The 17,316-nt window shown below is 69.2% G+C and carries 18 protein-coding genes; 7 read left to right on the forward strand and 11 right to left on the reverse strand.

Features of this window, described 5'->3' with window-relative positions; all coding sequences use genetic code 11:
* Nucleotides 1–10 precede the first annotated feature (10 nt).
* On the forward strand, nucleotides 11–904 hold the full coding sequence (locus ELQ90_RS13680; protein WP_128495850.1) for a TIGR01777 family oxidoreductase: 894 nt from the start codon (nucleotides 11–13) through the stop codon (nucleotides 902–904).
* On the opposite strand, the gene ELQ90_RS13685 is transcribed toward ELQ90_RS13680, so the two are convergent.
* Both ELQ90_RS13685 and dapB read right to left on the reverse strand, forming a co-directional pair.
* The gene (locus tag ELQ90_RS13685) at nucleotides 888–1,322 is read right to left on the reverse strand and encodes a hypothetical protein (RefSeq protein ID WP_128495851.1); all 435 of its coding nucleotides are present in this window, start codon (nucleotides 1,320–1,322) and stop codon (nucleotides 888–890) included. The two genes, ELQ90_RS13680 and ELQ90_RS13685, sit on opposite strands and share 17 nt — an antisense overlap.
* Nucleotides 1,319–2,071: a 4-hydroxy-tetrahydrodipicolinate reductase gene (gene dapB / locus ELQ90_RS13690; protein ID WP_128495852.1), complete on the reverse strand. Its 753-nt coding sequence runs from the start codon at nucleotides 2,069–2,071 to the stop codon at nucleotides 1,319–1,321. Before dapB ends, ELQ90_RS13685 begins: the two co-directional genes overlap by 4 nt.
* A 36-nt stretch (nucleotides 2,072–2,107) precedes the next feature.
* On the opposite strand from dapB, the gene ELQ90_RS13695 reads away from it, so the two are divergent.
* Nucleotides 2,108–2,575 (forward strand): GNAT family N-acetyltransferase, encoded by a 468-nt coding sequence (locus ELQ90_RS13695; RefSeq protein WP_128495853.1) that lies wholly within the window; start codon nucleotides 2,108–2,110, stop codon nucleotides 2,573–2,575.
* Nucleotides 2,576–2,589: 14 nt separating this feature from the next.
* On the opposite strand, the gene ELQ90_RS13700 is transcribed toward ELQ90_RS13695, so the two are convergent.
* The 3 genes from ELQ90_RS13700 to ELQ90_RS13710 all read right to left on the reverse strand — a co-directional run bounded on the left by ELQ90_RS13700 (nucleotide 2,590) and on the right by ELQ90_RS13710 (nucleotide 6,921).
* Entirely contained in the window at nucleotides 2,590–3,192 is a 603-nt protein-coding gene (locus tag ELQ90_RS13700; RefSeq protein WP_128495854.1) for a histidine phosphatase family protein, read from the reverse strand.
* Nucleotides 3,193–3,407: 215 nt separating this feature from the next.
* Nucleotides 3,408–4,457, reverse strand: coding sequence for an aldo/keto reductase (locus tag ELQ90_RS13705; protein WP_128495855.1), 1,050 nt, complete (start codon nucleotides 4,455–4,457; stop codon nucleotides 3,408–3,410).
* Nucleotides 4,458–4,662: 205 nt separating this feature from the next.
* Nucleotides 4,663–6,921 carry a polyribonucleotide nucleotidyltransferase gene (locus ELQ90_RS13710; RefSeq protein ID WP_128495856.1) on the reverse strand — a complete coding sequence of 753 codons (2,259 nt, stop codon included), beginning with the start codon at nucleotides 6,919–6,921 and terminating at the stop codon, nucleotides 4,663–4,665.
* Nucleotides 6,922–7,347: 426 nt separating this feature from the next.
* Here ELQ90_RS13710 and ELQ90_RS13715 point away from each other — a divergent pair, with 426 nt between their 5' ends.
* Complete coding sequence (locus tag ELQ90_RS13715) at nucleotides 7,348–8,877, forward strand: DUF5979 domain-containing protein (protein WP_128495857.1); 1,530 nt, start codon at nucleotides 7,348–7,350, stop codon at nucleotides 8,875–8,877.
* A gap of 63 nt (nucleotides 8,878–8,940) precedes the next feature.
* Here the strand turns inward: ELQ90_RS13715 and ELQ90_RS13720 are convergent, their stop codons facing one another.
* Nucleotides 8,941–9,588, reverse strand: coding sequence for an FMN reductase (locus ELQ90_RS13720; protein ID WP_128495858.1), 648 nt, complete (start codon nucleotides 9,586–9,588; stop codon nucleotides 8,941–8,943).
* Nucleotides 9,581–10,720: an LLM class flavin-dependent oxidoreductase gene (locus ELQ90_RS13725; protein WP_128495994.1), complete on the reverse strand. Its 1,140-nt coding sequence runs from the start codon at nucleotides 10,718–10,720 to the stop codon at nucleotides 9,581–9,583. The genes ELQ90_RS13720 and ELQ90_RS13725 overlap by 8 nt, the downstream gene beginning before the upstream one ends.
* Before the next feature lie 115 nt (nucleotides 10,721–10,835).
* Between ELQ90_RS13725 and ELQ90_RS13730 the strand changes: the two genes are divergently transcribed.
* The gene (locus ELQ90_RS13730; protein ID WP_208020663.1) at nucleotides 10,836–12,029 is read left to right on the forward strand and encodes an acyltransferase family protein; all 1,194 of its coding nucleotides are present in this window, start codon (nucleotides 10,836–10,838) and stop codon (nucleotides 12,027–12,029) included.
* A gap of 2 nt (nucleotides 12,030–12,031) precedes the next feature.
* Here the strand turns inward: ELQ90_RS13730 and ELQ90_RS13735 are convergent, their stop codons facing one another.
* The 3 genes from ELQ90_RS13735 to rpsO all read right to left on the reverse strand — a co-directional run bounded on the left by ELQ90_RS13735 (nucleotide 12,032) and on the right by rpsO (nucleotide 13,404).
* Nucleotides 12,032–12,796 (reverse strand): fructosamine kinase family protein, encoded by a 765-nt coding sequence (locus ELQ90_RS13735; RefSeq protein ID WP_128495859.1) that lies wholly within the window; start codon nucleotides 12,794–12,796, stop codon nucleotides 12,032–12,034.
* A 9-nt stretch (nucleotides 12,797–12,805) separates the two neighbouring features.
* A complete protein-coding gene (locus ELQ90_RS13740; RefSeq protein WP_208020664.1) occupies nucleotides 12,806–13,000 on the reverse strand; it encodes a hypothetical protein in 195 nt (64 codons plus the stop codon).
* A gap of 134 nt (nucleotides 13,001–13,134) precedes the next feature.
* Nucleotides 13,135–13,404 carry a 30S ribosomal protein S15 gene (rpsO, locus tag ELQ90_RS13745; protein ID WP_128495861.1) on the reverse strand — a complete coding sequence of 90 codons (270 nt, stop codon included), beginning with the start codon at nucleotides 13,402–13,404 and terminating at the stop codon, nucleotides 13,135–13,137.
* A gap of 212 nt (nucleotides 13,405–13,616) precedes the next feature.
* Between rpsO and ELQ90_RS13750 the strand changes: the two genes are divergently transcribed.
* Both ELQ90_RS13750 and ELQ90_RS13755 read left to right on the forward strand, forming a co-directional pair.
* Entirely contained in the window at nucleotides 13,617–14,753 is a 1,137-nt protein-coding gene (locus ELQ90_RS13750; RefSeq protein WP_128495862.1) for a M4 family metallopeptidase, read from the forward strand.
* Nucleotides 14,754–14,794: 41 nt separating this feature from the next.
* Nucleotides 14,795–15,097, forward strand: a complete 303-nt coding sequence (locus ELQ90_RS13755; RefSeq protein WP_128495863.1) for a protealysin inhibitor emfourin — start codon at nucleotides 14,795–14,797, stop codon at nucleotides 15,095–15,097.
* 63 nt (nucleotides 15,098–15,160) lie between these two features.
* On the opposite strand, the gene ELQ90_RS13760 is transcribed toward ELQ90_RS13755, so the two are convergent.
* Nucleotides 15,161–16,546 carry an MFS transporter gene (locus ELQ90_RS13760; protein ID WP_128495864.1) on the reverse strand — a complete coding sequence of 462 codons (1,386 nt, stop codon included), beginning with the start codon at nucleotides 16,544–16,546 and terminating at the stop codon, nucleotides 15,161–15,163.
* 124 nt (nucleotides 16,547–16,670) lie between these two features.
* On the opposite strand from ELQ90_RS13760, the gene ELQ90_RS13765 reads away from it, so the two are divergent.
* Complete coding sequence (locus tag ELQ90_RS13765; protein ID WP_128495865.1) at nucleotides 16,671–17,291, forward strand: hypothetical protein; 621 nt, start codon at nucleotides 16,671–16,673, stop codon at nucleotides 17,289–17,291.
* The last annotated feature ends 25 nt before the right edge of the window (nucleotides 17,292–17,316 follow it).

Raw genomic sequence — 17,316 nt, forward strand, 5'->3', positions numbered from 1 at the left:
CGGACGGGTCGTGAGGATCGTCGTCTCGGGCGCCGGTGGTCTCATCGGATCGGCTCTCGTCGAGCGGCTGCGCGCAGACGGCGATGACGTCGTCCGCCTCGTCCGCCGCCCGGCGGCCGGCACCGACGAGTCAGCCTGGGATCCGTCGACCGGGCGCGTGGACCGTCGTCTGATCGCATCGGCCGACGCTGTCGTCAACCTGTCGGGCGCCTCCATCGCTCGACTGCCGTGGACGCCTCGCTACAAAAGGGCCATCCTCGACTCGCGGCTCGCCACGACGTCGACGCTCGCTCAGGCGATCGCCGATTCCCCGACTCCGCCGGAGGTCTTCCTGTCCGCTTCGGCCTCGGGCTTCTACGGCTCGCGACCCGGAGAGGCGCTCGACGAGTCGAGCGCGCACGGGTCCGGGTTCCTGAGCGGCGTGACCGTCGCGTGGGAACGAGCGGCGCGCGGGGCGGACGACGCGACGCGCGTCGTGCATGCGCGAACGGGAATCGTCGTGGCGACGGCGGGCGTCCTGAAGCCGCTCATCCCCCTCACCCGGCTCGGTGCGAGCGGCCCTCTCGGCGGCGGCGGCCAGTACTGGCCGTGGATCTCCCTCGAAGACGAGGTGCGCGGGCTCGTGCATGCTCTCCGCAACGACGTCTCCGGCGCCGTCAACCTCGTCGGGCCGACGCCCGCGACGGCGGACTCGCTCATGCGCGGGCTCGCCGATCGGCTCTCGCGCCCCTACTGGCTCCCCGTTCCGGCCTTCGCCGTGCGCACGGCGCTCGGCGACGCGGCGGACGATCTCCTGCTGATCGATCAGCGGATCGCGCCCGGAGCCCTCGAGTCGAGCGGCTTCACCTTCCGCCACCGCACCGTGGCGGACGCCCTCGACGCGGCCCTCAACGCTCGAGGCTGATCGCCTCGCGGATGGCGGCACGTGCGCGCCGCCTGTCGCCCGCTCCGTCGTACGCGAGGCCGAGTCGGTACCAGGCTCGCCAGTCACGCGGGGACCCCTCGACCTCCGCACGGAACGCGGGAAAGGCCGCATCGACAGCGTCGCGGTCGAGCCGACCGCTCGGGCGAGCGGGGAACTCCTCGGTCGGCAGGCCCCCCTCGGATTCGAGGATGCGGCCGAGACGTTCGGCCGCGGCACCGAACCGGATCTCCCGATAGAGCGCCCATGCACCGACGATCGGGAGAACGATGAGGGCCACGCCGATCGCTATCGCGACAGGCTCGCCCGTCGCCACGAAGAGCACGGCCCTCTGCCCGACGAGGACGAGGTAGAGCGCGAGGAGGACCGCCATGACGATGACGGCGATTCGGCCTCTCACGAGCGGCCCGGCAGCGCGATCCCGAGATCGACGAGGCTCTCGAGCCCCACGATGAGCCCGCGCGCGTCCCGAGCGGCCGGAAGGGCGAGCCGGATGCCCACGTCGTAGGCGGCGCTCGGTTCGATCGTCTCGTGCGTGATGGTGAGCGTCTCACCGTCGCCGCCGAATACCACGTCCTGCTTCGCGACGACCCCGCGCAAGCGCATGCTGTGCACGGGGATGCTCGTCACCTGCTGGCCACGCGCCCTCTGGTCGATGTGCGGCGCCTCGACCGGCCCGGCGTCGGCTCGCGCCGCCGCCATGAGTTCGGCGGTCCTGACGGCTGTTCCGCTCGGCGAGTCGACCTTGGTCGCACGGTGAGCCTCGAGGATCTCGATCGATTCGAAGAAGCGGGACGCGACGGTCGCGAGACTCGTCGCGAGCACGGAGCCGAGCGAGAAGTTGGGGATGACGACGACTCCGCGATCGGTCCCCTCGAGGCGCCGTCCGAGCTCCGCGAGCCGTGCTGAGGACCACCCGGAGGTGCCGACGAGGACGTTCGAGCCGCTCGCGACGGCACGCTCGACGATCGCGGGACTCACGGCGGGCGTCGTGACGTCGACGACGAGGTCCACGCCGTCGAGGTCGCTCAGCGCGCTCGAGGACCCGAGCGCGGCGACGAGTTCGAAGTCGTCGAATCCGTCGATGATCCCGGTGATGAGGCTGCCCAGCTTCCCGCTCGCTCCAGCGACGGCGACGGTGGTTGTCATGTCTCCAACTTACAGGCGGGCCGATACGATCGACGCGTGGTGAGTGTCATCGAGACCGCGACGGACGACCCGGTCGCGCACGGACTTCTGACGGAGTACTTCGAGAGCCGAGAGCTCGGTTTCACGGGCGGTGTCTACCGCACGGTGTTCCCCGATCCTGAGCGGTTCGTGCCGCCCGTCGGCGTCTTCCTGCTCGTGGTCGACGACGAGGGAACGGCCGTCGGGTGCGGCGGCATCCGCTCGCTCGCGCCGACGGTCTTCGAGGTCAAGCACCTCTTCCTCCGCGCTGAGACGCGGGGGCGGGGCTGGGGCTCTCTACTCCTCCACGAGCTCGAACGCCGAGCGGTCGGATTCGGCGCGACGGAGATCGTGCTGGACACCAACGCGAGTCTCACGTCCGCCGGTGCGCTCTACCGTTCCGCCGGCTACCAGGACGTCGAGCCCTACAACGACAACCCGAACGCGACGAACTGGTACCGGAAGAGGCTCGTACCGGTGCCCTGACACCCGGGACCCGGTCAGACGGGGAGCGGGTCGGGCAGCCCCGTACGGAGTTCGACGGGCAAGTGCGACAGGTCGTTGTGCGTCAGCATGCTCCACGGGCGGCCGGGCTTGCGCTGCATGATCGTCAGTCCGCAGTTCGCCTGATCGATCGTCATCCACTTCCAGGCCGGCGCGTCGAGCACCTCGCGGACGAACCACGCGATCACGAAATTGTGGGTGATGAGGACGTCGTGACGCTCACCCGGCCGTGGGGCCAGGTATTCGGCGACCGCGTCGGCCATCTGGGCGGTTCCGGCCTCGATCTCCTCGTCGGTGACCGAGCCGAAGAACGGCTCGTACGCCGAGGGGGTCTCGGGAGTCTTGCCCGTGGGGACGCAATCGAAGAGCAGCGACGACTCCTCGGGAGTGATGGAGGGCAGTCGCTGTGCGACGATCGTGGCCGTCTCGGCGGCACGCTGCAACGGCGAATGGTACGCGGCGGTGAGAGGGAGTCCGCCGAGCCGCTCGGCGAGCAATTGCGCCTGGCGTCGACCGCGTGCGGAGAGGGGTCCGTCGGGCATGCCGTGCTGAGCGTCTTGCTGCTCACCATGGCGGACCAAGTAGAGGTACTGCGACATCCCTGCGTTCCTCCTCGAGCATTCCGCTGACCGGGGGTGTGGAGCGATCAACCACCACCGGGGACGGGCCACGCGTAACGGGCACCGCGGTGACCGGACGGAAAGCGACGGTGCGATTCGTCTCCCCCAGCCTATGCCAGGGGTCGGAGATCGGCGGGGGCCGCGCACGGGCGTGTAAGAACTGAGTCGCGAGAAGTCGAGAGCCGCGGCCTGCGTCAGGAGCTGACGCGGTCGAGTTCGACCATCTGCGTACGGCTCAGCTGCACGCCGGAGGCCGCGACGATCGCATCCACCTGATCGGCTCGCGACGCGCTCACCACCGGGGCCGTCACCGCGCTCTTGGCGAGCAGCCACGCGAGAGCGATCGTGGTCGGCGCCGTCTGGTGCTCGGCGGCGACGCGATCAAGCGCCGCGAGGATCCGGAGCCCCCGTCGCCCGAAGTGCTCGGCGGCCCGCACGGAGCGTGATCCGCCGCCGATGAAATCGGCGCGCGTCCGGTATTTGCCGGTGAGGAAGCCGTTCGCGAGCGCGTAATAGGCGAGCACGCCGAGGCGCTGGCCACGTACCACGAGCTCGGCGTCGCCCTCGAATCCGCGTCTGTTGACGAGGCTGTACTCCTGCTGCACTCCGACGAACCGCGGCAGCCCTGTGGAGGCGAGGATGCGGGCCTCGACGAGGCGCTCAGGGGAGAAGTTCGACGCGGCGAGGTGGCGGACCTTGCCGCTCTCGACGAGCCAGGCCGCGGTGCCGAGGGAGTCCTCGAGCGGCACAGTGGGGTCGTCTCCGTGGAAGAACAAGACGTCGATGTAGTCCGTCTGGAGGCGTTCCAAGGACGCCTCCACAGCCCGGACGAGGTTGACGGGGCCGAGACCCGGCGCGTCGGGGTGCCGGCCCACCTTCGTCGACACGACCATGTCGTCCCGATTGCCGCGGTGTGCCATCCATGCGCCGATGCGGACCTCGCTGAGCCCGCCGGCGTAGCTGTCCGCCGTGTCGATGAAGTTGCCGCCGTAGTCGGCGTAGCGATCGAGGATGCGCCGGGTCTCGTCGGCGGATGCGGTCCACCCGAAGACGCTTCCGCCGAGACCGACGGGGAACACCCGCAGATTCGTCTCGCCGAAGGATCGACGCAAGCGGGACCCGATGCCGGGAAGGCCCGGAAGAACTCCGATGGGCTCGGACGGATGCGGGACCGAGGTCTCGATACCGGGGCGGTCAGCGACGAGCGAGTCGAACGTCGGCGCAGGGCGGTGACCGTGCGACATGCGACCGCCCCCTCTCCCATCCGGGCCGTGCGGAGTGCCCGTGAGGGAAGGTTATGTCACACCACCGACGGACTCGGGCTCAACATGAGGCCACCCGGTGACAACTTCATAACGATTCGACAACGTCGCTCGGTGCACACCGATGGGGACGAAAATGCACGTCGGCCCGCCCCTGGACAGGGGGCGGGCCGACGTGACGGGTGGATCAGGCCTCGGAAGGCGCCTCGGCCGGAGCGGAGTCCGCGCCGTCCTCCTCGGCGACGACCGGCGCGAGGGAGAGCTTGCCCCGGTCATCGATCTTCGTGATCTCGACGAGGATCTTCTGGCCGACTCCGAGCACGTCCTCGACGTTCTCGACGCGCTTGCCGCCCGCCAACTTGCGGACCTCGGAGATGTGGAGCAGACCGTCCTTACCCGGAAGCAGGGAGACGAACGCACCGAACGTCGCGATCTTCACGACGGTTCCGAGGAACTGCTCGCCCACCTCGGGGTTGGTCGGGTTGGCGATCGCGTTCACCTGGGCACGGGCGGCTTCGGCCGACGGACCGTCGACGGCGCCGATGTAGACGGTGCCGTCCTCCTCGATGGAGATGTCGGCGCCGGTCTCGTCTTGGATCGCGTTGATCGTCTTGCCCTTCGGCCCGATCAGCTCGCCGATCTTGTCGACGGGGATCTGCACGCTGATGACGCGCGGGGCCGTCGGAGCCATCTCGTCCGGCTGGTCGATCGCGGCGTTGAGCACCGCGAGGATCGTCATGCGGGCTTCCTTCGCCTGCGTGAGCGCGGCGGCGAGAACGGAAGCGGGAATGCCGTCGAGCTTCGTGTCGAGCTGGATCGCCGTGACGAACTCCGACGTTCCGGCGACCTTGAAGTCCATGTCGCCGAGCGCGTCCTCAGCGCCCAGGATGTCGGTCAGGGCCGCGTAGCGCGTCTGACCGTCGACGGTGTCGGACACGAGACCCATCGCGATGCCCGCGACCGGGGCGCGCAGCGGCACACCGGCGTTGAGCAGCGAGAGCGTCGACGCGCACACCGAACCCATGGACGTCGAGCCGTTCGAGCTCAGCGCCTCGGACACCTGGCGGATCGCGTAGGGGAACTCCTCGCGAGCGGGAAGCACGGGGACGAGGGCGCGCTCGGCCAGGAAGCCGTGCCCGATCTCGCGGCGCTTCGGGCTGCCGACGCGGCCGGTCTCACCGGTCGAGTAGGGCGGGAAGTTGTAGTGGTGCAGGTAGCGCTTCGACTTCACCGGCGACAGCGAGTCGATCTGCTGCTCCATCTTGAGCATGTTGAGCGTCGTGACACCGAGGATCTGCGTCTCGCCGCGCTGGAAGATGGCTGAACCGTGCACGCGAGGGATGACCTGCACCTCGGCGTCGAGCGGACGGATGTCGGCGAGCCCACGACCGTCGATGCGGACGCCCTCGGTGAGGATACGGCCACGCACGATCTTCTTGGTGACGGCCTTGTACGCCGCGCTCACCATGGGCGGAACCTCGCCGCCGAGCTCGCCGGCCTCGACCTTCTCCTGGATCTGAGCCTTGACGCGCTCCTTGAGTGCGTCGTCGGCGTTCTGGCGCTCGGTCTTGTCGGCGATCTGGTAGATCCCGACGAGTTCGTCGTGCGCGATCGCGTCGACGGCGGCGAAGGCGGCGTCCGAGTACGGCAGGAAGACCGGGTAGTCCTGGATCTCCTTGGCGCTCTGCGCAGCGAGTTCCGCCTGGGCCTTGACGAGGGCCGTGATGAAGGGCTTCGAGGCCTCGAGACCCTCGGCGACGACGGCCTCGTTCGGCTTGGTCGCTCCACCCTGGATGAGACCCCAGCTGTGCTCGGTCGCCTCGGCCTCCACCATCATGATGGCGACGTCCTCGGTACCGTTCTCGTCGGTGACGACCCGGCCGGCCACGATGATGTCGAAGACGGCGTCCTCGAGCTGAGCGGCCGTCGGGAACGCGACCCACTGGTCGCCGATCAGGGCGAGGCGCACGCCGGCGATGGGGCCGGAGAACGGCAGACCGGAGATCTGCGTCGACGCGGAGGCCGCGTTGATCGCGAGGGCGTCGTAGAACTCGCCCGGGGCGATCGAGAGGACCGTGATGACGATCTGGACCTCGTTGCGGAGGCCATCGACGAACGACGGGCGCAGGGGCCGGTCGATCAGGCGGCAGACGAGGATCGCCTCGGTCGAGGGGCGGCCCTCTCGGCGGAAGAACGAGCCGGGGATCTTGCCGGCGGCGTAGCTGCGCTCCTCGACGTCGACCGTGAGGGGGAAGAAGTCGAAGCCGTCGCGCGGGTGCTTCCCGGCGCTCGTGGCCGAGAGGAGCATCGTGTCCTCGTCGAGGTACGCCGCGACGGCGCCCTGCGCCTGCTGGGCGAGACGGCCGGTCTCGAACCGGACGGTACGCGTGCCGAACTTGCCGTTATCGAGAACGGCTTCGGCGAATTTGATTTCAGGACCTTCCATTGAGGTCTTCTCTCCTTCGTTCACCGGTGCCGACGCCGGCGTTGGACGCGGGCGGGCACCTCTGACGCGAAGCAGGAACAGGCAGTACATCCTCAGGCTGGTCAGCCTGGCTGATCTCCAGTAGAAAATCGCCGTACACCGGTACGGAAATCCACCACCGAGGACCAGCTTCCTGCCGGGCCTGCTCCGCGTTGCATCGGTGAGACCGGACGGTCGCACCACTCTTCAGGCTACCAGACGGGGCCTCCTTCGCCCCAGGGAGACGCGGGTCGACTCGTCGTGAGCTGCTCTCACCTTCTTCGCGTACCGGCGTCATGATCCACCGCAAGTCGACTCTTCCCCTCGTAGGGGAACCCCGGCGGGTGTCGCGAGTCGCGCCGCCGGGCCTCTCCCCGTCTCCACCACGACGTCGAGGAGCGACAACACATGCGATTCACCTCCCTCACCCGACTCGGTAGCGGACTCGGCGCTGCCCTGCTCGGCCTCACGGCCGCAGCCGCCGTTCCCGCCGCGGCTTCGGCCGCTGAGCTCGATGCGATCGATGCGATCGATGCCGTCAGCATCGTCGCCCCGAACCCTGATGATCCCTCGGCCCCGCTGTCCGTCGGCCAGGAGTTCACGGTCTCCGCCGAATGGAGCGTCGCCGACGACGCACGACCGGGCGACACCTTCGCGCTCGAGTTCCCCTCGCCCATCTCGCTGGCGTGGGCGCAGGAGTTCGATCTCCGCGACCCCGATGGCGCCGTCGTCGGGACGTGCGAGGCGGCGGCCCAGTCGATCCGGTGCACCCTCGGCGACTACGTCCTCGACCACGACGACGTCCACGGGGCTCTCAGCGTGCACGCGATCGCCTCCGCGTCGACGGATTCGGGAGAGCTGACGTTCGAGACCTCGACGGGTGCGACCATCACGGCCGCTGTGCCCGGAGGAGGGATCGTCGCCGACGACCCGAGCGGCGGACCGGACCAGATCCGGAAGTTCGGGGGCATCGCGCCGGACGGATCATCGGCTCGCTGGGCCATCGAGGTCCCGATCGAGCACCTCCTACGTCTCGGAGACGGCGTCGTCCTGACAGACGTCTACGACGAGCGGCTCGAAACCGATCTCGCCTCCCTCTCGGTCGCCTACGTCGCTCCCGACGGCTGGGACGAGTGGATCGCCGATCGGCGGGCCGAGTCCGTTCCCCGGTCGACGGGCGAGTGGACGGTCGAGAACCACCCGGCGGACCACAGCTTCGACCTCACGTTCCCGAACCCGCGCACCGCAGGCGGCTGGTACCTCGTCTCCTACTCGACCCCCCTCCCCGCGAACGCAGCGGTCGGGGACGTCTTCGAGAACGCCGTGACGGCGGCCGGAACGACGCTCGCCGGCTCCACCGTCACCTACGTCGACGCGAACGGCAACGGCTCCGGTCAGAGCCGCCGATCGATCTCGGTCACGAAGGCCGTCGACGGCGACCGCCCCGCGCCGGACGTCGACTTCCTCGTCCGCGTCGCGTGCGAGAACAGCACCGGTTCCCCCGTCGAGGGGTTCCCGCGTGAATCCCCGGTCCGCGCCGGCGAGTCCGTGACCTTCCCGGGAGTACCCGTCGGCGCAGTGTGCACCCTCTCCGAGCCGGAGGACGGCGGTGCCGACAGCGTCGCGTTCACGCCCTCTCCTATCGCGACCGTGACCGCCGACTCACCTCGCGAGATCGAGCTCGTCGTGACGAACACCTTCTCGCGCACGCCCGCGCCGAGCCCCACGCCGACACCGACTCCCGCTCCGACCGTTCCGACGGACACACCCACGGGCTCGTCGTCGGTGCCCGCGCCGTCGGCGACTCCGTCCGCGTCCTCAGACGACCTCGCGCGGACCGGAGCGGACGCCGTCGTCCCGACCGTGGGAGCCGCAGCGCTTCTTCTCGCGCTCGGCGCCGTCGCCCTGCTGTCGCACCGACGCCGCGCCGCCCGCTGACGCGGGCTTCGAACGCACGACGGCGGTGGGGGCACCCGATCCCCCACCGCCGTCGTGGCGCCCTCAGAAGCCCGCGAGACCGCCCAGGATGTTCCCGACATTCGAGCCGTCGCCGAAGGACGCGGGATCGAACGGGTCGACCGGTGCGGGCTTCGGTTCCTTCAGCGCGATCGCCGTCGCGAGTTCCCCGGCGGCGCGTTCGACGCGCTCCTGCAGCGGTCGGACGGAATCCCCGTCGGCGTCACCCCAGTCGGACGACGCCGCGAACACGCCGGTCGGCACCGCTTCGGCGTGGAGGTAGGCGAAGAGCGGCCGGATCGCATAGTCGATCGCGAGCGAGTGCCGGGCGGTGCCGGCATTCGCTCCGATGAGCACGGGAGTGCCGGCGAGGGCCTTCGGATCGAGCACGTCGATGAAGGTCTTGAACAGACCGCTGTAGCTCGTGCTGAAGATGGGCGTCACGACGATGAGTCCGTCGGCAGACCCGACCTCCGCGAGCATCGCGTCGAGCCGGACCGACGGGAACCCCGTGATGAGGTTGTCCATCAGGTCACGCCCGTATTCGCGCAGTTCGACCGTCGAGACGTCGGCGGTCATGCCTCGGGCGTCCAAGTCGGAGACGACGGCCGCCGCGATCCGGTCGGCGAGGAGTCGTGACGACGACGGCGTACTGAGTCCCGCCGTCACGACGACGATGCGGCGATCAGACATGAGTGTCCTCCTTCTCGATCGCGGTGGACCCGTCGGAGCCGTCGACGGCCGCTTCGGCCGCTCGCGCCTCGGCCACGCGGGCTGCGTGCGTGGGAGCGTCCGGGACGGACGCCGGCCGGTTCACGGCGAGCTCTTTACGGAGCACCGGCACGACCTCCTCGCCGAGGATGTCGAGTTGTTCGAGCACGGTCTTGAGCGGGAGACCGGCGTGATCCATGAGGAACAACTGGCGCTGGTAGTCGCCGAAGTAGTCCCGCATCGACGCATAGCGGTCGATGACCTGCTGCGGGCTCCCCACGGTGAGAGGGGTCTGCTCCGTGAAGTCCTCGAGACTCGGGCCGTGGCCGTAGACGGGAGCGTTGTCGAAGTACGGACGGAACTCCGCGACGGCGTCCTGCGAGTTCTTTCGAATGAAGGCCTGACCACCGAGGCCCACGATCGCCTGGTCGGCACGGCCGTGCCCATAGTGCTCGAAGCGCTGACGGTAGAGACCGATGAGGCGCATGAAGTGCTCCTTCGGCCAGAAGATGTTGTTGGCGAAGAACCCGTCGCCGTAGAAGGCGGCCTGCTCGGCGATCTCCGGCGTCCGGATGCTGCCGTGCCAGACGAAGGGCGGGACGTCGTCGAGCGGACGCGGGGTCGACTGGAATCCCTGCAGGGGCGTGCGGAAGCGACCCTGCCAGTCCACGTACTCCTCACGCCACAGCCGGTGCAGGAGGTTGTAGTTCTCGAGGGCGAGTTCGACGCCCTGTCGGATGTCCTTGCCGAACCAGGGATAGACCGGCCCGGTGTTGCCGCGGCCCATCATGACGTCGACGCGGCCGTCGGCGAGGTGCTGGAGCATCGCGAAGTCCTCCGCGATCTTGACGGGGTCGTTCGTCGTGATGAGCGTCGTGCTCGTCGAGAGCAGGAGCTTCTCCGTGCGCGCGGCGATGTATCCGAGCATCGTCGTGGGGCTCGACGGCACGAAGGGCGGGTTGTGGTGCTCTCCTGTGGCGAAGACGTCGAGTCCGACCTCTTCCGCCTTGAGGGCGATGGCGACCATCGCCTTGATCCGCTCGTTCTCGGTCGGCGTGCGACCGGTCGTCGGATCGGCGGTGACATCGCCGACGGTGAAGATGCCGAACTGCATCATGACTGCACCATTCCTTCTGATCTATTCATTTGAATACGAATATGACAACGGCAAGGGGTCGGCCGTTATTCCCGCCGCCCAATACCCTGAGTGGACGACGAGGAAGGTCCCGATGGTCGACACCGCCAACGCCGAGGCTTTGCAGAAACCCGCGCGCCGACGCGTGCCGTACTGGGACAACGTCCGCTTCGCGTGCATCGTGCTCGTCGTGGCCGGGCACGGCATCCAGCGGCTCACGTACGACTCGGACTGGGCTCTCACGGTGTACCTGGCGATCTATGCGTTCCACATGCCGGCGTTCGCCGTCGTGAGCGGATACTTCTCGAAGTCGGAACCGCCCGGGAGACGCCAAATGTCTCGCGTGATCACCGACATCATCCTCCCGTACATCATCTTCGAGTCGGTGTGGACGCTCGTGCAGTTCCTCGTCGAGGGGAAGCGCGAGCTCAATCCGACCCAACCGTCATGGACCCTCTGGTTCCTGCTCGCACTCGGCATCTTCCGGCTGATCCTCCCCTACCTCGCACTCATCAGATGGCCGGTGCTCTGGGCGGTCGTGGTGTCCGTCGGCGTCGGGTACCTCGACAACGTGGACAGCACGTTCTCTCTGTCGCGCACTCTCGGCATCCTCCCCTTCTTCGTGATCGGGTGGCGGCTCCGCTCGACGCCCCTCGCCGATCGCTGGCACGCCGCGAGTCGGCGTGCCCTCGTCGGGATCCGCTTCGCCGCCGTCGCGCTCTTCGTCGTCACGATCGCGACGTTCTGGCTCGGAGTGGATCTCTGGCGTCGGATCGACTTGCGGTTCTGGTTCTTCTACGACGACTCCTACGATGGGCTCGGCGAGGACCAGTGGTGGGCCGGTGGCGTGCGCCTCGGACTCATCCTCGTCGCCCTCCTCCTCGTCGCGGCCTTCTTCTCCCTCGTACCCCGGCGGCAGACGTTCTTCACGACGTTCGGGCAGTACACGATGTACGCGTACCTCCTCCACAGCTTCGTCCTGTACCCGCTCCGCGAGACGGGAGTGCTCCGCGATGAGAGCACGACGCGGCTCTGGCTCGTGGCGATGCTCATCGGCGCCGTACTGCTCACGATGGTGCTCTCGTCGAAGCCCGTCCGGACGGTGTTCCGCCCGCTCGTCGAACCGAAGCCGCGGTGGTTGTTCTCCGACGATCCCGACCGCCGACGCGGAGAGTCGCGCACCGATCCGACCGGCGCACGGCGACCGGGCGCTCTCTCCGAGCGGGCTCCGCGCCAGGGCACGGACCGCGGTGGCGACACTCGGTCGGGCGCCGAACCGCGAGGCTGACGTCAGGCGAGCGTCGCCCCGACGCGCCGCGCAGCTCTCACGAGTTCCTCGCCGTAATGGCGGCCGTGACCGGCCGCGTGCACCGCGAGAGGGTGCAGTTGGTGGAGCGCGATCCGGTCACGCCACCCCGCGCGCAGCGGCGCCGTCGCGTCGTACCCGTCCACGACGTCCTCGAGAGAGGGGCACCCGAAGAGCGCGAGCATCGCGAGGTCCGTCTCCCGATGGCCGCCGTGAGCGGCGGGATCGATCATCACGACCCCGGACGGTCCCCACAGGAGGTTGCCAGACCAGAGGTCGCCGTGGATCCGGGCGGGGGGCTCGTCGTCGTCCGCCGCTCCGTCGGCGATCGCGGCGCAGACGTCACGCACGAGACGCGCCTCCTCCGGAGACAGTGTGCCGACGTGTTCCGCGATCGCGACGAAGGGCAGCACCCGGGCGTGCGCGTAGAAGGCGCCCCACGACGACTCGTCCGCCGCCGCCATCTCCCGTCGGCCGATGTAGAGCCGCCCGGACCAGCCGTCCGGTGCGCTGCCAAACGCACGGGCACCCGCCCGATGCGTCACCGCGAGAGCCTCCCCGAACCGGCGCGCCGCTTCCGCCGAGGGACGGACCTCCTCGATGCGCTCCAGGACGATCGCCTCGCTCGAGACGTCGAGGACCTCGACGACCGACGCCCCGCCGGCTGCCCCGAGCCATCGCAGCCCCGCCGCCTCGGCGGGGTACTGGTCCGGTGCGACCGGAGCGGACTTGGTGACGGCCGGAGGCATCGAGCGCCCTCAGTCGGCGGAGCGGGAGCGCGAGATCAGGATGTACGCGACGACCGCCACGACGAGGGCGACGAAGATCGCGAAGACGGCCTTGACGATCAACCAGGCGACGCTGAAGAGGAAGCCGACGAGCCACCACGCCACGAAGAGGGCGAGGATGAAGACGACGATCGTGACCGCCGTGGCGGCTGGGCTTCTACGCATCATGCGCCTTTCGTCGAGGTGGTGCGTTCCAGCGTATGTCACGCGGAACGGGCCGCCACCCGAGAGGGTGACGGCCCGTTCTGCAAGAAGTTCGCGGTGTCAGCGAGAGCCGAACAGCGACCGGCGCGTCGCTACTAGCGACGCAGCCCGAGACGCTCGATGAGCGCACGGTAGCGGTTGATGTCGACGTCCTGGAGGTAGCCCAGGAGGCGACGACGCTGACCGACGAGGAGGAGCAGGCCACGACGCGAGTGGTGGTCGTGCTTGTGCTCCTTCAGGTGCTCGGTGAGGTCCTTGATCCGCTTGGTGAGGATCGCCACCTGAACCTCGGGGGATCCGGTGTCTCCGGGGTGCGTCGCGTACTCTTCGATGATCGCCTTCTTGGAGTCTGAATCGAGTGCCATAGAGGGATCCCCTTCCTGTCCGTTGCGCGGTGCCCATGACCGGATGTCGGGGCTCTCTTTGTCCGCGGCCGTTCGACGGCAACTTCCCCACTTTAGCAGGCTCCGGGCGCCGACGGCGCACGTCGCCCTCCCCACCCTGCGACCCCGTCGGACGCGACGTCGGGGGCGTGTGTGAAGATGCTGGCACAGGACGAACGACGGGGGCGAAGAGCATGACGAAGCAGCAGGTTCACTCGGGCGATCACACGGCGGGCATCGGGGGCGCGATCTCCGGTCCGCACCACCCGGACGGCAGCCGGTGCGCGATCATCCCGCCGTACCTCCTCGAGCGGCTCGCGTCCCTCGACGACCCCGGATTCGGTCGCGCCGCCGCCGCCGCCCGCCACTCCCTCGTGCGCCGCACCGTGCACTCCCGACCCACCGGCGTAGCGACCGACCCGGCCACCGCTCTCACGACGGAACGCCCCGCGGACGTCTCACGACTCGTCCGGTCCGTCTTCGACGCGCGCGGCACCGAAGATCTGCCGGGAACGCCCGTTCGAGCGGAGGGAGAACCGCCGATCGGCGACCCCGCGGCCGACGAGGCGTACGACGGCCTCGGCGCCACCCATGCGCTCTTCCGGGACGCCTTCGACCGTGACTCGATCGACGACGCGGGACTGCCGCTCGAAGCCACCGTCCACTTCGGCGACGCCTACGACAATGCGTTCTGGGACGGAACACGCATGGTGTTCGGTGACGGCGACGGCCAGGTGTTCGATCGCTTCACACGGTCCCTCAGCGTCATCGGCCACGAGCTCAGCCACGGTGTCGTGCAGTACTCGACCAACTTCGTCTACGAGGGCCAGTCGGGCGCATTGAACGAATCCGTCGCCGACGTGTTCGGTGCGCTCGTCGAGCAGTACGCGGCCGGCCAGACCGCCGACGAAGCAAGCTGGCTCATCGGCGTCGGCCTCTTCACCGACCAGGTCGAGGGCGACGCCATCCGCTCGCTCTCCGCTCCCGGCACGGCGTACGACGACGACGTGCTCGGCGCCGATCCGCAGCCCGGCCACATGCGCGACTACATCGACACCGTCGAGGACAACGGCGGCGTGCACCTCAACTCCGGCATCCCGAACAAGGCGTTCCACGTGGCGGCGACCACGATCGGCGGCTTCGCCTGGGAGGCCGCCGGATCGATCTGGTATCACGCCCTCACGGCGGGCGACCTCACCGCGACGACCACCTTCACCGACTTCGCGGCCCAGACGATCGCGTCGGCCACGATCCTCTTCGGTGCCGATTCCCGAGAGGCGACCGCGGTCTCCGAGGCCTGGGACGCCGTCGGCGTCATCCCCAGTTCCTGACCGCCGACCCGCGGCGGAAGGCCCGAGCGTAGACTGCGGGCATGAAGGTCGAGGTCTCGCGGAGTGGCGGATTCGCCGGCATCACACGACGCTGGCAGGCCGACGTGGACGCACAGCCCGACAAGGACGACTGGATCATCCTCATCGACGACCTGCCGTGGGACGAGATCCCCGCCGAGCCGAGCGAGCCCGATCGGTACACGTGGATCATCCGCATCGCGGCACCCGACCAGGAGACGACACGCCACGAGGCGGCGCTTCCCGAGCGGGATCTCACGGGAGGCTGGCGGGAACTCGTCGACCGGGTCCGGGAGTGCGGAGAACCGGTCAAGCGCGACGCCTGACCACGCCACCGTCGGTACGCGCCGCGGCCGGCGCGGCGCACGGCGACGGCAATGGTGAGGACGTCAGTCCGTCGTGCCGTCGGCGGCGATCTCCTCCTCGAGCTTCTGACCGCGTTTGTCGGCCAGGAACAACGCGCCGACGGCCGCGACGACGAAGATCGCCGCGAAGATGGCGAAGACGAGCCCCGTCGAACCGACGGCGATGATCGCGGGAACCGCGACGGGCGCGATGATCGAGGCGATGCGTCCGATGCCAGCGGCCCATCCGGCGCCCGTTCCGCGGAGCGGGGTCGGGTAGAGCTCGGGAGTCACGGCGTAGAGAGCGCCCCACGCGCCGAGGTTGAAGAACGACAGCAGCATGCCAGCGCCGATCACCTGCCAGTCGACGGACGCGAGCCCGAAGAGTCCGGCGGCGACGGCCGACCCGACGAGGAACGTGGCGAGGGTCCTATTGCGCCCCCATCGCTCGACGAGGATCGCCGACACGGCGTATCCCGGCAGCTGGGCGAGCGTGATGACGAGCGTGTAGCCGAACGACCGCACGAGGTCGAAGCCCGAGGCGAGCAGGATCGACGGCAGCCAGACGAAGGCGCCGTAGTAGGAGAAGTTCACGCAGAACCAGACGAGCCAGAGCGCGAAGGTCTGGCGGCGCACGGGTCCGGCGAAGAGGGCTCCGATGCCCGCTCGGCGCGCGGTGGGAGCGACGACGGATTCGTCCTTCCGCTCGACGGCGGGGCTGTCGACTCCGGCCGATCGCTCGAAGCGCCGGACGGTCTCCTCCGCTTCCCGGAAACGTCCCTTCGCCTCGAGGAAGCGCACGGACTCCGGAAGCCCCATCCGGATGACGACGGCGTACACGGCCGGCACGGCGCCGAGGGCGAGCGCCCACCGCCAGCCGACGTCGCTCGCCGGGATGACGAAGTAACCGATGACCGCGGCCAGGGTCCAACCGACCGCCCAGAAGGACTCGAGGATCACGATCACGCGACCTCGGATGCGCGGGGGCGCGAACTCGCTCACGAGGGTCGACGCGACGGGGAGCTCCGCTCCGAGACCGAGTCCGACGAAGAAGCGCAGCACGATGAGAGCGCCGACCGACCAAGCGAGGGCCGAGAGCCCGGTCGCGATGCCGAAGACGAGAAGCGTCACGGCGAAGACCTGACGCCGGCCGATCCGGTCGGCGAGCAACCCGCCGATACTCGCTCCGATCGCCATCCCCACGAAACCGGCGGAGGCCACCCAGCCGAGCGTGCCGGTGTCGACGGTCCACGTCGTCCCGATGGCCGCGATGACGAACGAGATGAGGCCCACGTCCATCGCGTCGAGCGCCCACCCGACGCCCGACCCGACGAGGAGCCGGCGGTGCTGTCGGGTGAAGGGAAGTCGGTCGAGACGATCGAGTCGGGAGGCTCCGGGTCGTGCTCGACCCGTGGCGGTGTCCGTGTCCATTCCCTCATTCTCACAGGCACGACCCAGCGCGGGGACGAATGACGCTCCTAGGCTCGAACCAGGGGCGCGCGACGCGAGCGCGCCCTGCTCGGGACACACACCCCGCCGCGTACGAAAGGACATCATGGGCTTCCTCGACAGACTCCTCGGCCGGGACGAGACACCGGACCGGGCCACGCAGAACGCCGGTGCTCCCGCGCGTTCCGACGACGAGATCGCCGTCGAACGATATCGATACCTTTTGAGGACAGCCCCGCCCGAGACGATCGAGCAGGTGCACGCCGAGGCCTTCGAGAAGCTCACTCCGGAACAGCGCCAGATGGTGTTCGACGACCTCTCCTCGAATGCTCCGCAGGGTGAAGCCCCACGAGACTCCTCCCCCGCTGGTCTCGCATCGGCGGCGACCCGCTCGGAGCTCCGCCAACCCGGCACGCTCGAACGCTCCTTCGGGGGCGGGGCCGCTGGTGGGGGCCGCGGACCGGGCTTCGGGTCGATGGTCGGAGGGTCCCTCCTCGGCACCGTCGCCGGTTACGTCATCGGCTCCGCGATCGTGAGTTCGTTCCTGCCCCCGATGGACGGCGGCGCGGGCGAGGCGGGTTCGGAAGGCGACGCGGGGACCGAGGGTGACGCGGGCTCGGGCGGCGACGCCGGCTCGGACGCGGGCGGCTGGGACGCGTCGGGCGGCGACGCCGGCGGCGGCGACTTCGGAGGCGGGGACTTCGGAGGCGGGGACTTCGGCTTCTGACCCGTCAGGCGGCCACCGGCCCGTC

Origin of the sequence: Labedella phragmitis (genome assembly GCF_004078635.1) — a bacterium.
Classification (GTDB): Bacteria; Actinomycetota; Actinomycetes; order Actinomycetales; family Microbacteriaceae; genus Labedella; species Labedella phragmitis.

What these genes read in the sequence shown, in the direction of transcription:
- dapB (WP_128495852.1), bottom strand. Translation starts at nt 2,071, where the DNA reads ATGACAACCACCGTCGCCGTCGCTGGAGCGAGCGGGAAGCTGGGCAGC.
- ELQ90_RS13700 (WP_128495854.1), bottom strand. Translation starts at nt 3,192, where the DNA reads ATGTCGCAGTACCTCTACTTGGTCCGCCATGGTGAGCAGCAAGACGCT.
- ELQ90_RS13705 (WP_128495855.1), bottom strand. Translation starts at nt 4,457, where the DNA reads ATGTCGCACGGTCACCGCCCTGCGCCGACGTTCGACTCGCTCGTCGCT.
- ELQ90_RS13710 (WP_128495856.1), bottom strand. Translation starts at nt 6,921, where the DNA reads ATGGAAGGTCCTGAAATCAAATTCGCCGAAGCCGTTCTCGATAACGGC.
- ELQ90_RS13715 (WP_128495857.1), top strand. Translation starts at nt 7,348, where the DNA reads ATGCGATTCACCTCCCTCACCCGACTCGGTAGCGGACTCGGCGCTGCC.
- ELQ90_RS13720 (WP_128495858.1), bottom strand. Translation starts at nt 9,588, where the DNA reads ATGTCTGATCGCCGCATCGTCGTCGTGACGGCGGGACTCAGTACGCCG.
- ELQ90_RS13725 (WP_128495994.1), bottom strand. Translation starts at nt 10,720, where the DNA reads ATGCAGTTCGGCATCTTCACCGTCGGCGATGTCACCGCCGATCCGACG.
- ELQ90_RS13730 (WP_208020663.1), top strand. Translation starts at nt 10,836, where the DNA reads ATGGTCGACACCGCCAACGCCGAGGCTTTGCAGAAACCCGCGCGCCGA.
- ELQ90_RS13735 (WP_128495859.1), bottom strand. Translation starts at nt 12,796, where the DNA reads ATGCCTCCGGCCGTCACCAAGTCCGCTCCGGTCGCACCGGACCAGTAC.
- ELQ90_RS13740 (WP_208020664.1), bottom strand. Translation starts at nt 13,000, where the DNA reads ATGCGTAGAAGCCCAGCCGCCACGGCGGTCACGATCGTCGTCTTCATC.
- rpsO (WP_128495861.1), bottom strand. Translation starts at nt 13,404, where the DNA reads ATGGCACTCGATTCAGACTCCAAGAAGGCGATCATCGAAGAGTACGCG.
- ELQ90_RS13750 (WP_128495862.1), top strand. Translation starts at nt 13,617, where the DNA reads ATGACGAAGCAGCAGGTTCACTCGGGCGATCACACGGCGGGCATCGGG.
- ELQ90_RS13755 (WP_128495863.1), top strand. Translation starts at nt 14,795, where the DNA reads ATGAAGGTCGAGGTCTCGCGGAGTGGCGGATTCGCCGGCATCACACGA.
- ELQ90_RS13760 (WP_128495864.1), bottom strand. Translation starts at nt 16,546, where the DNA reads ATGGACACGGACACCGCCACGGGTCGAGCACGACCCGGAGCCTCCCGA.
- ELQ90_RS13765 (WP_128495865.1), top strand. Translation starts at nt 16,671, where the DNA reads ATGGGCTTCCTCGACAGACTCCTCGGCCGGGACGAGACACCGGACCGG.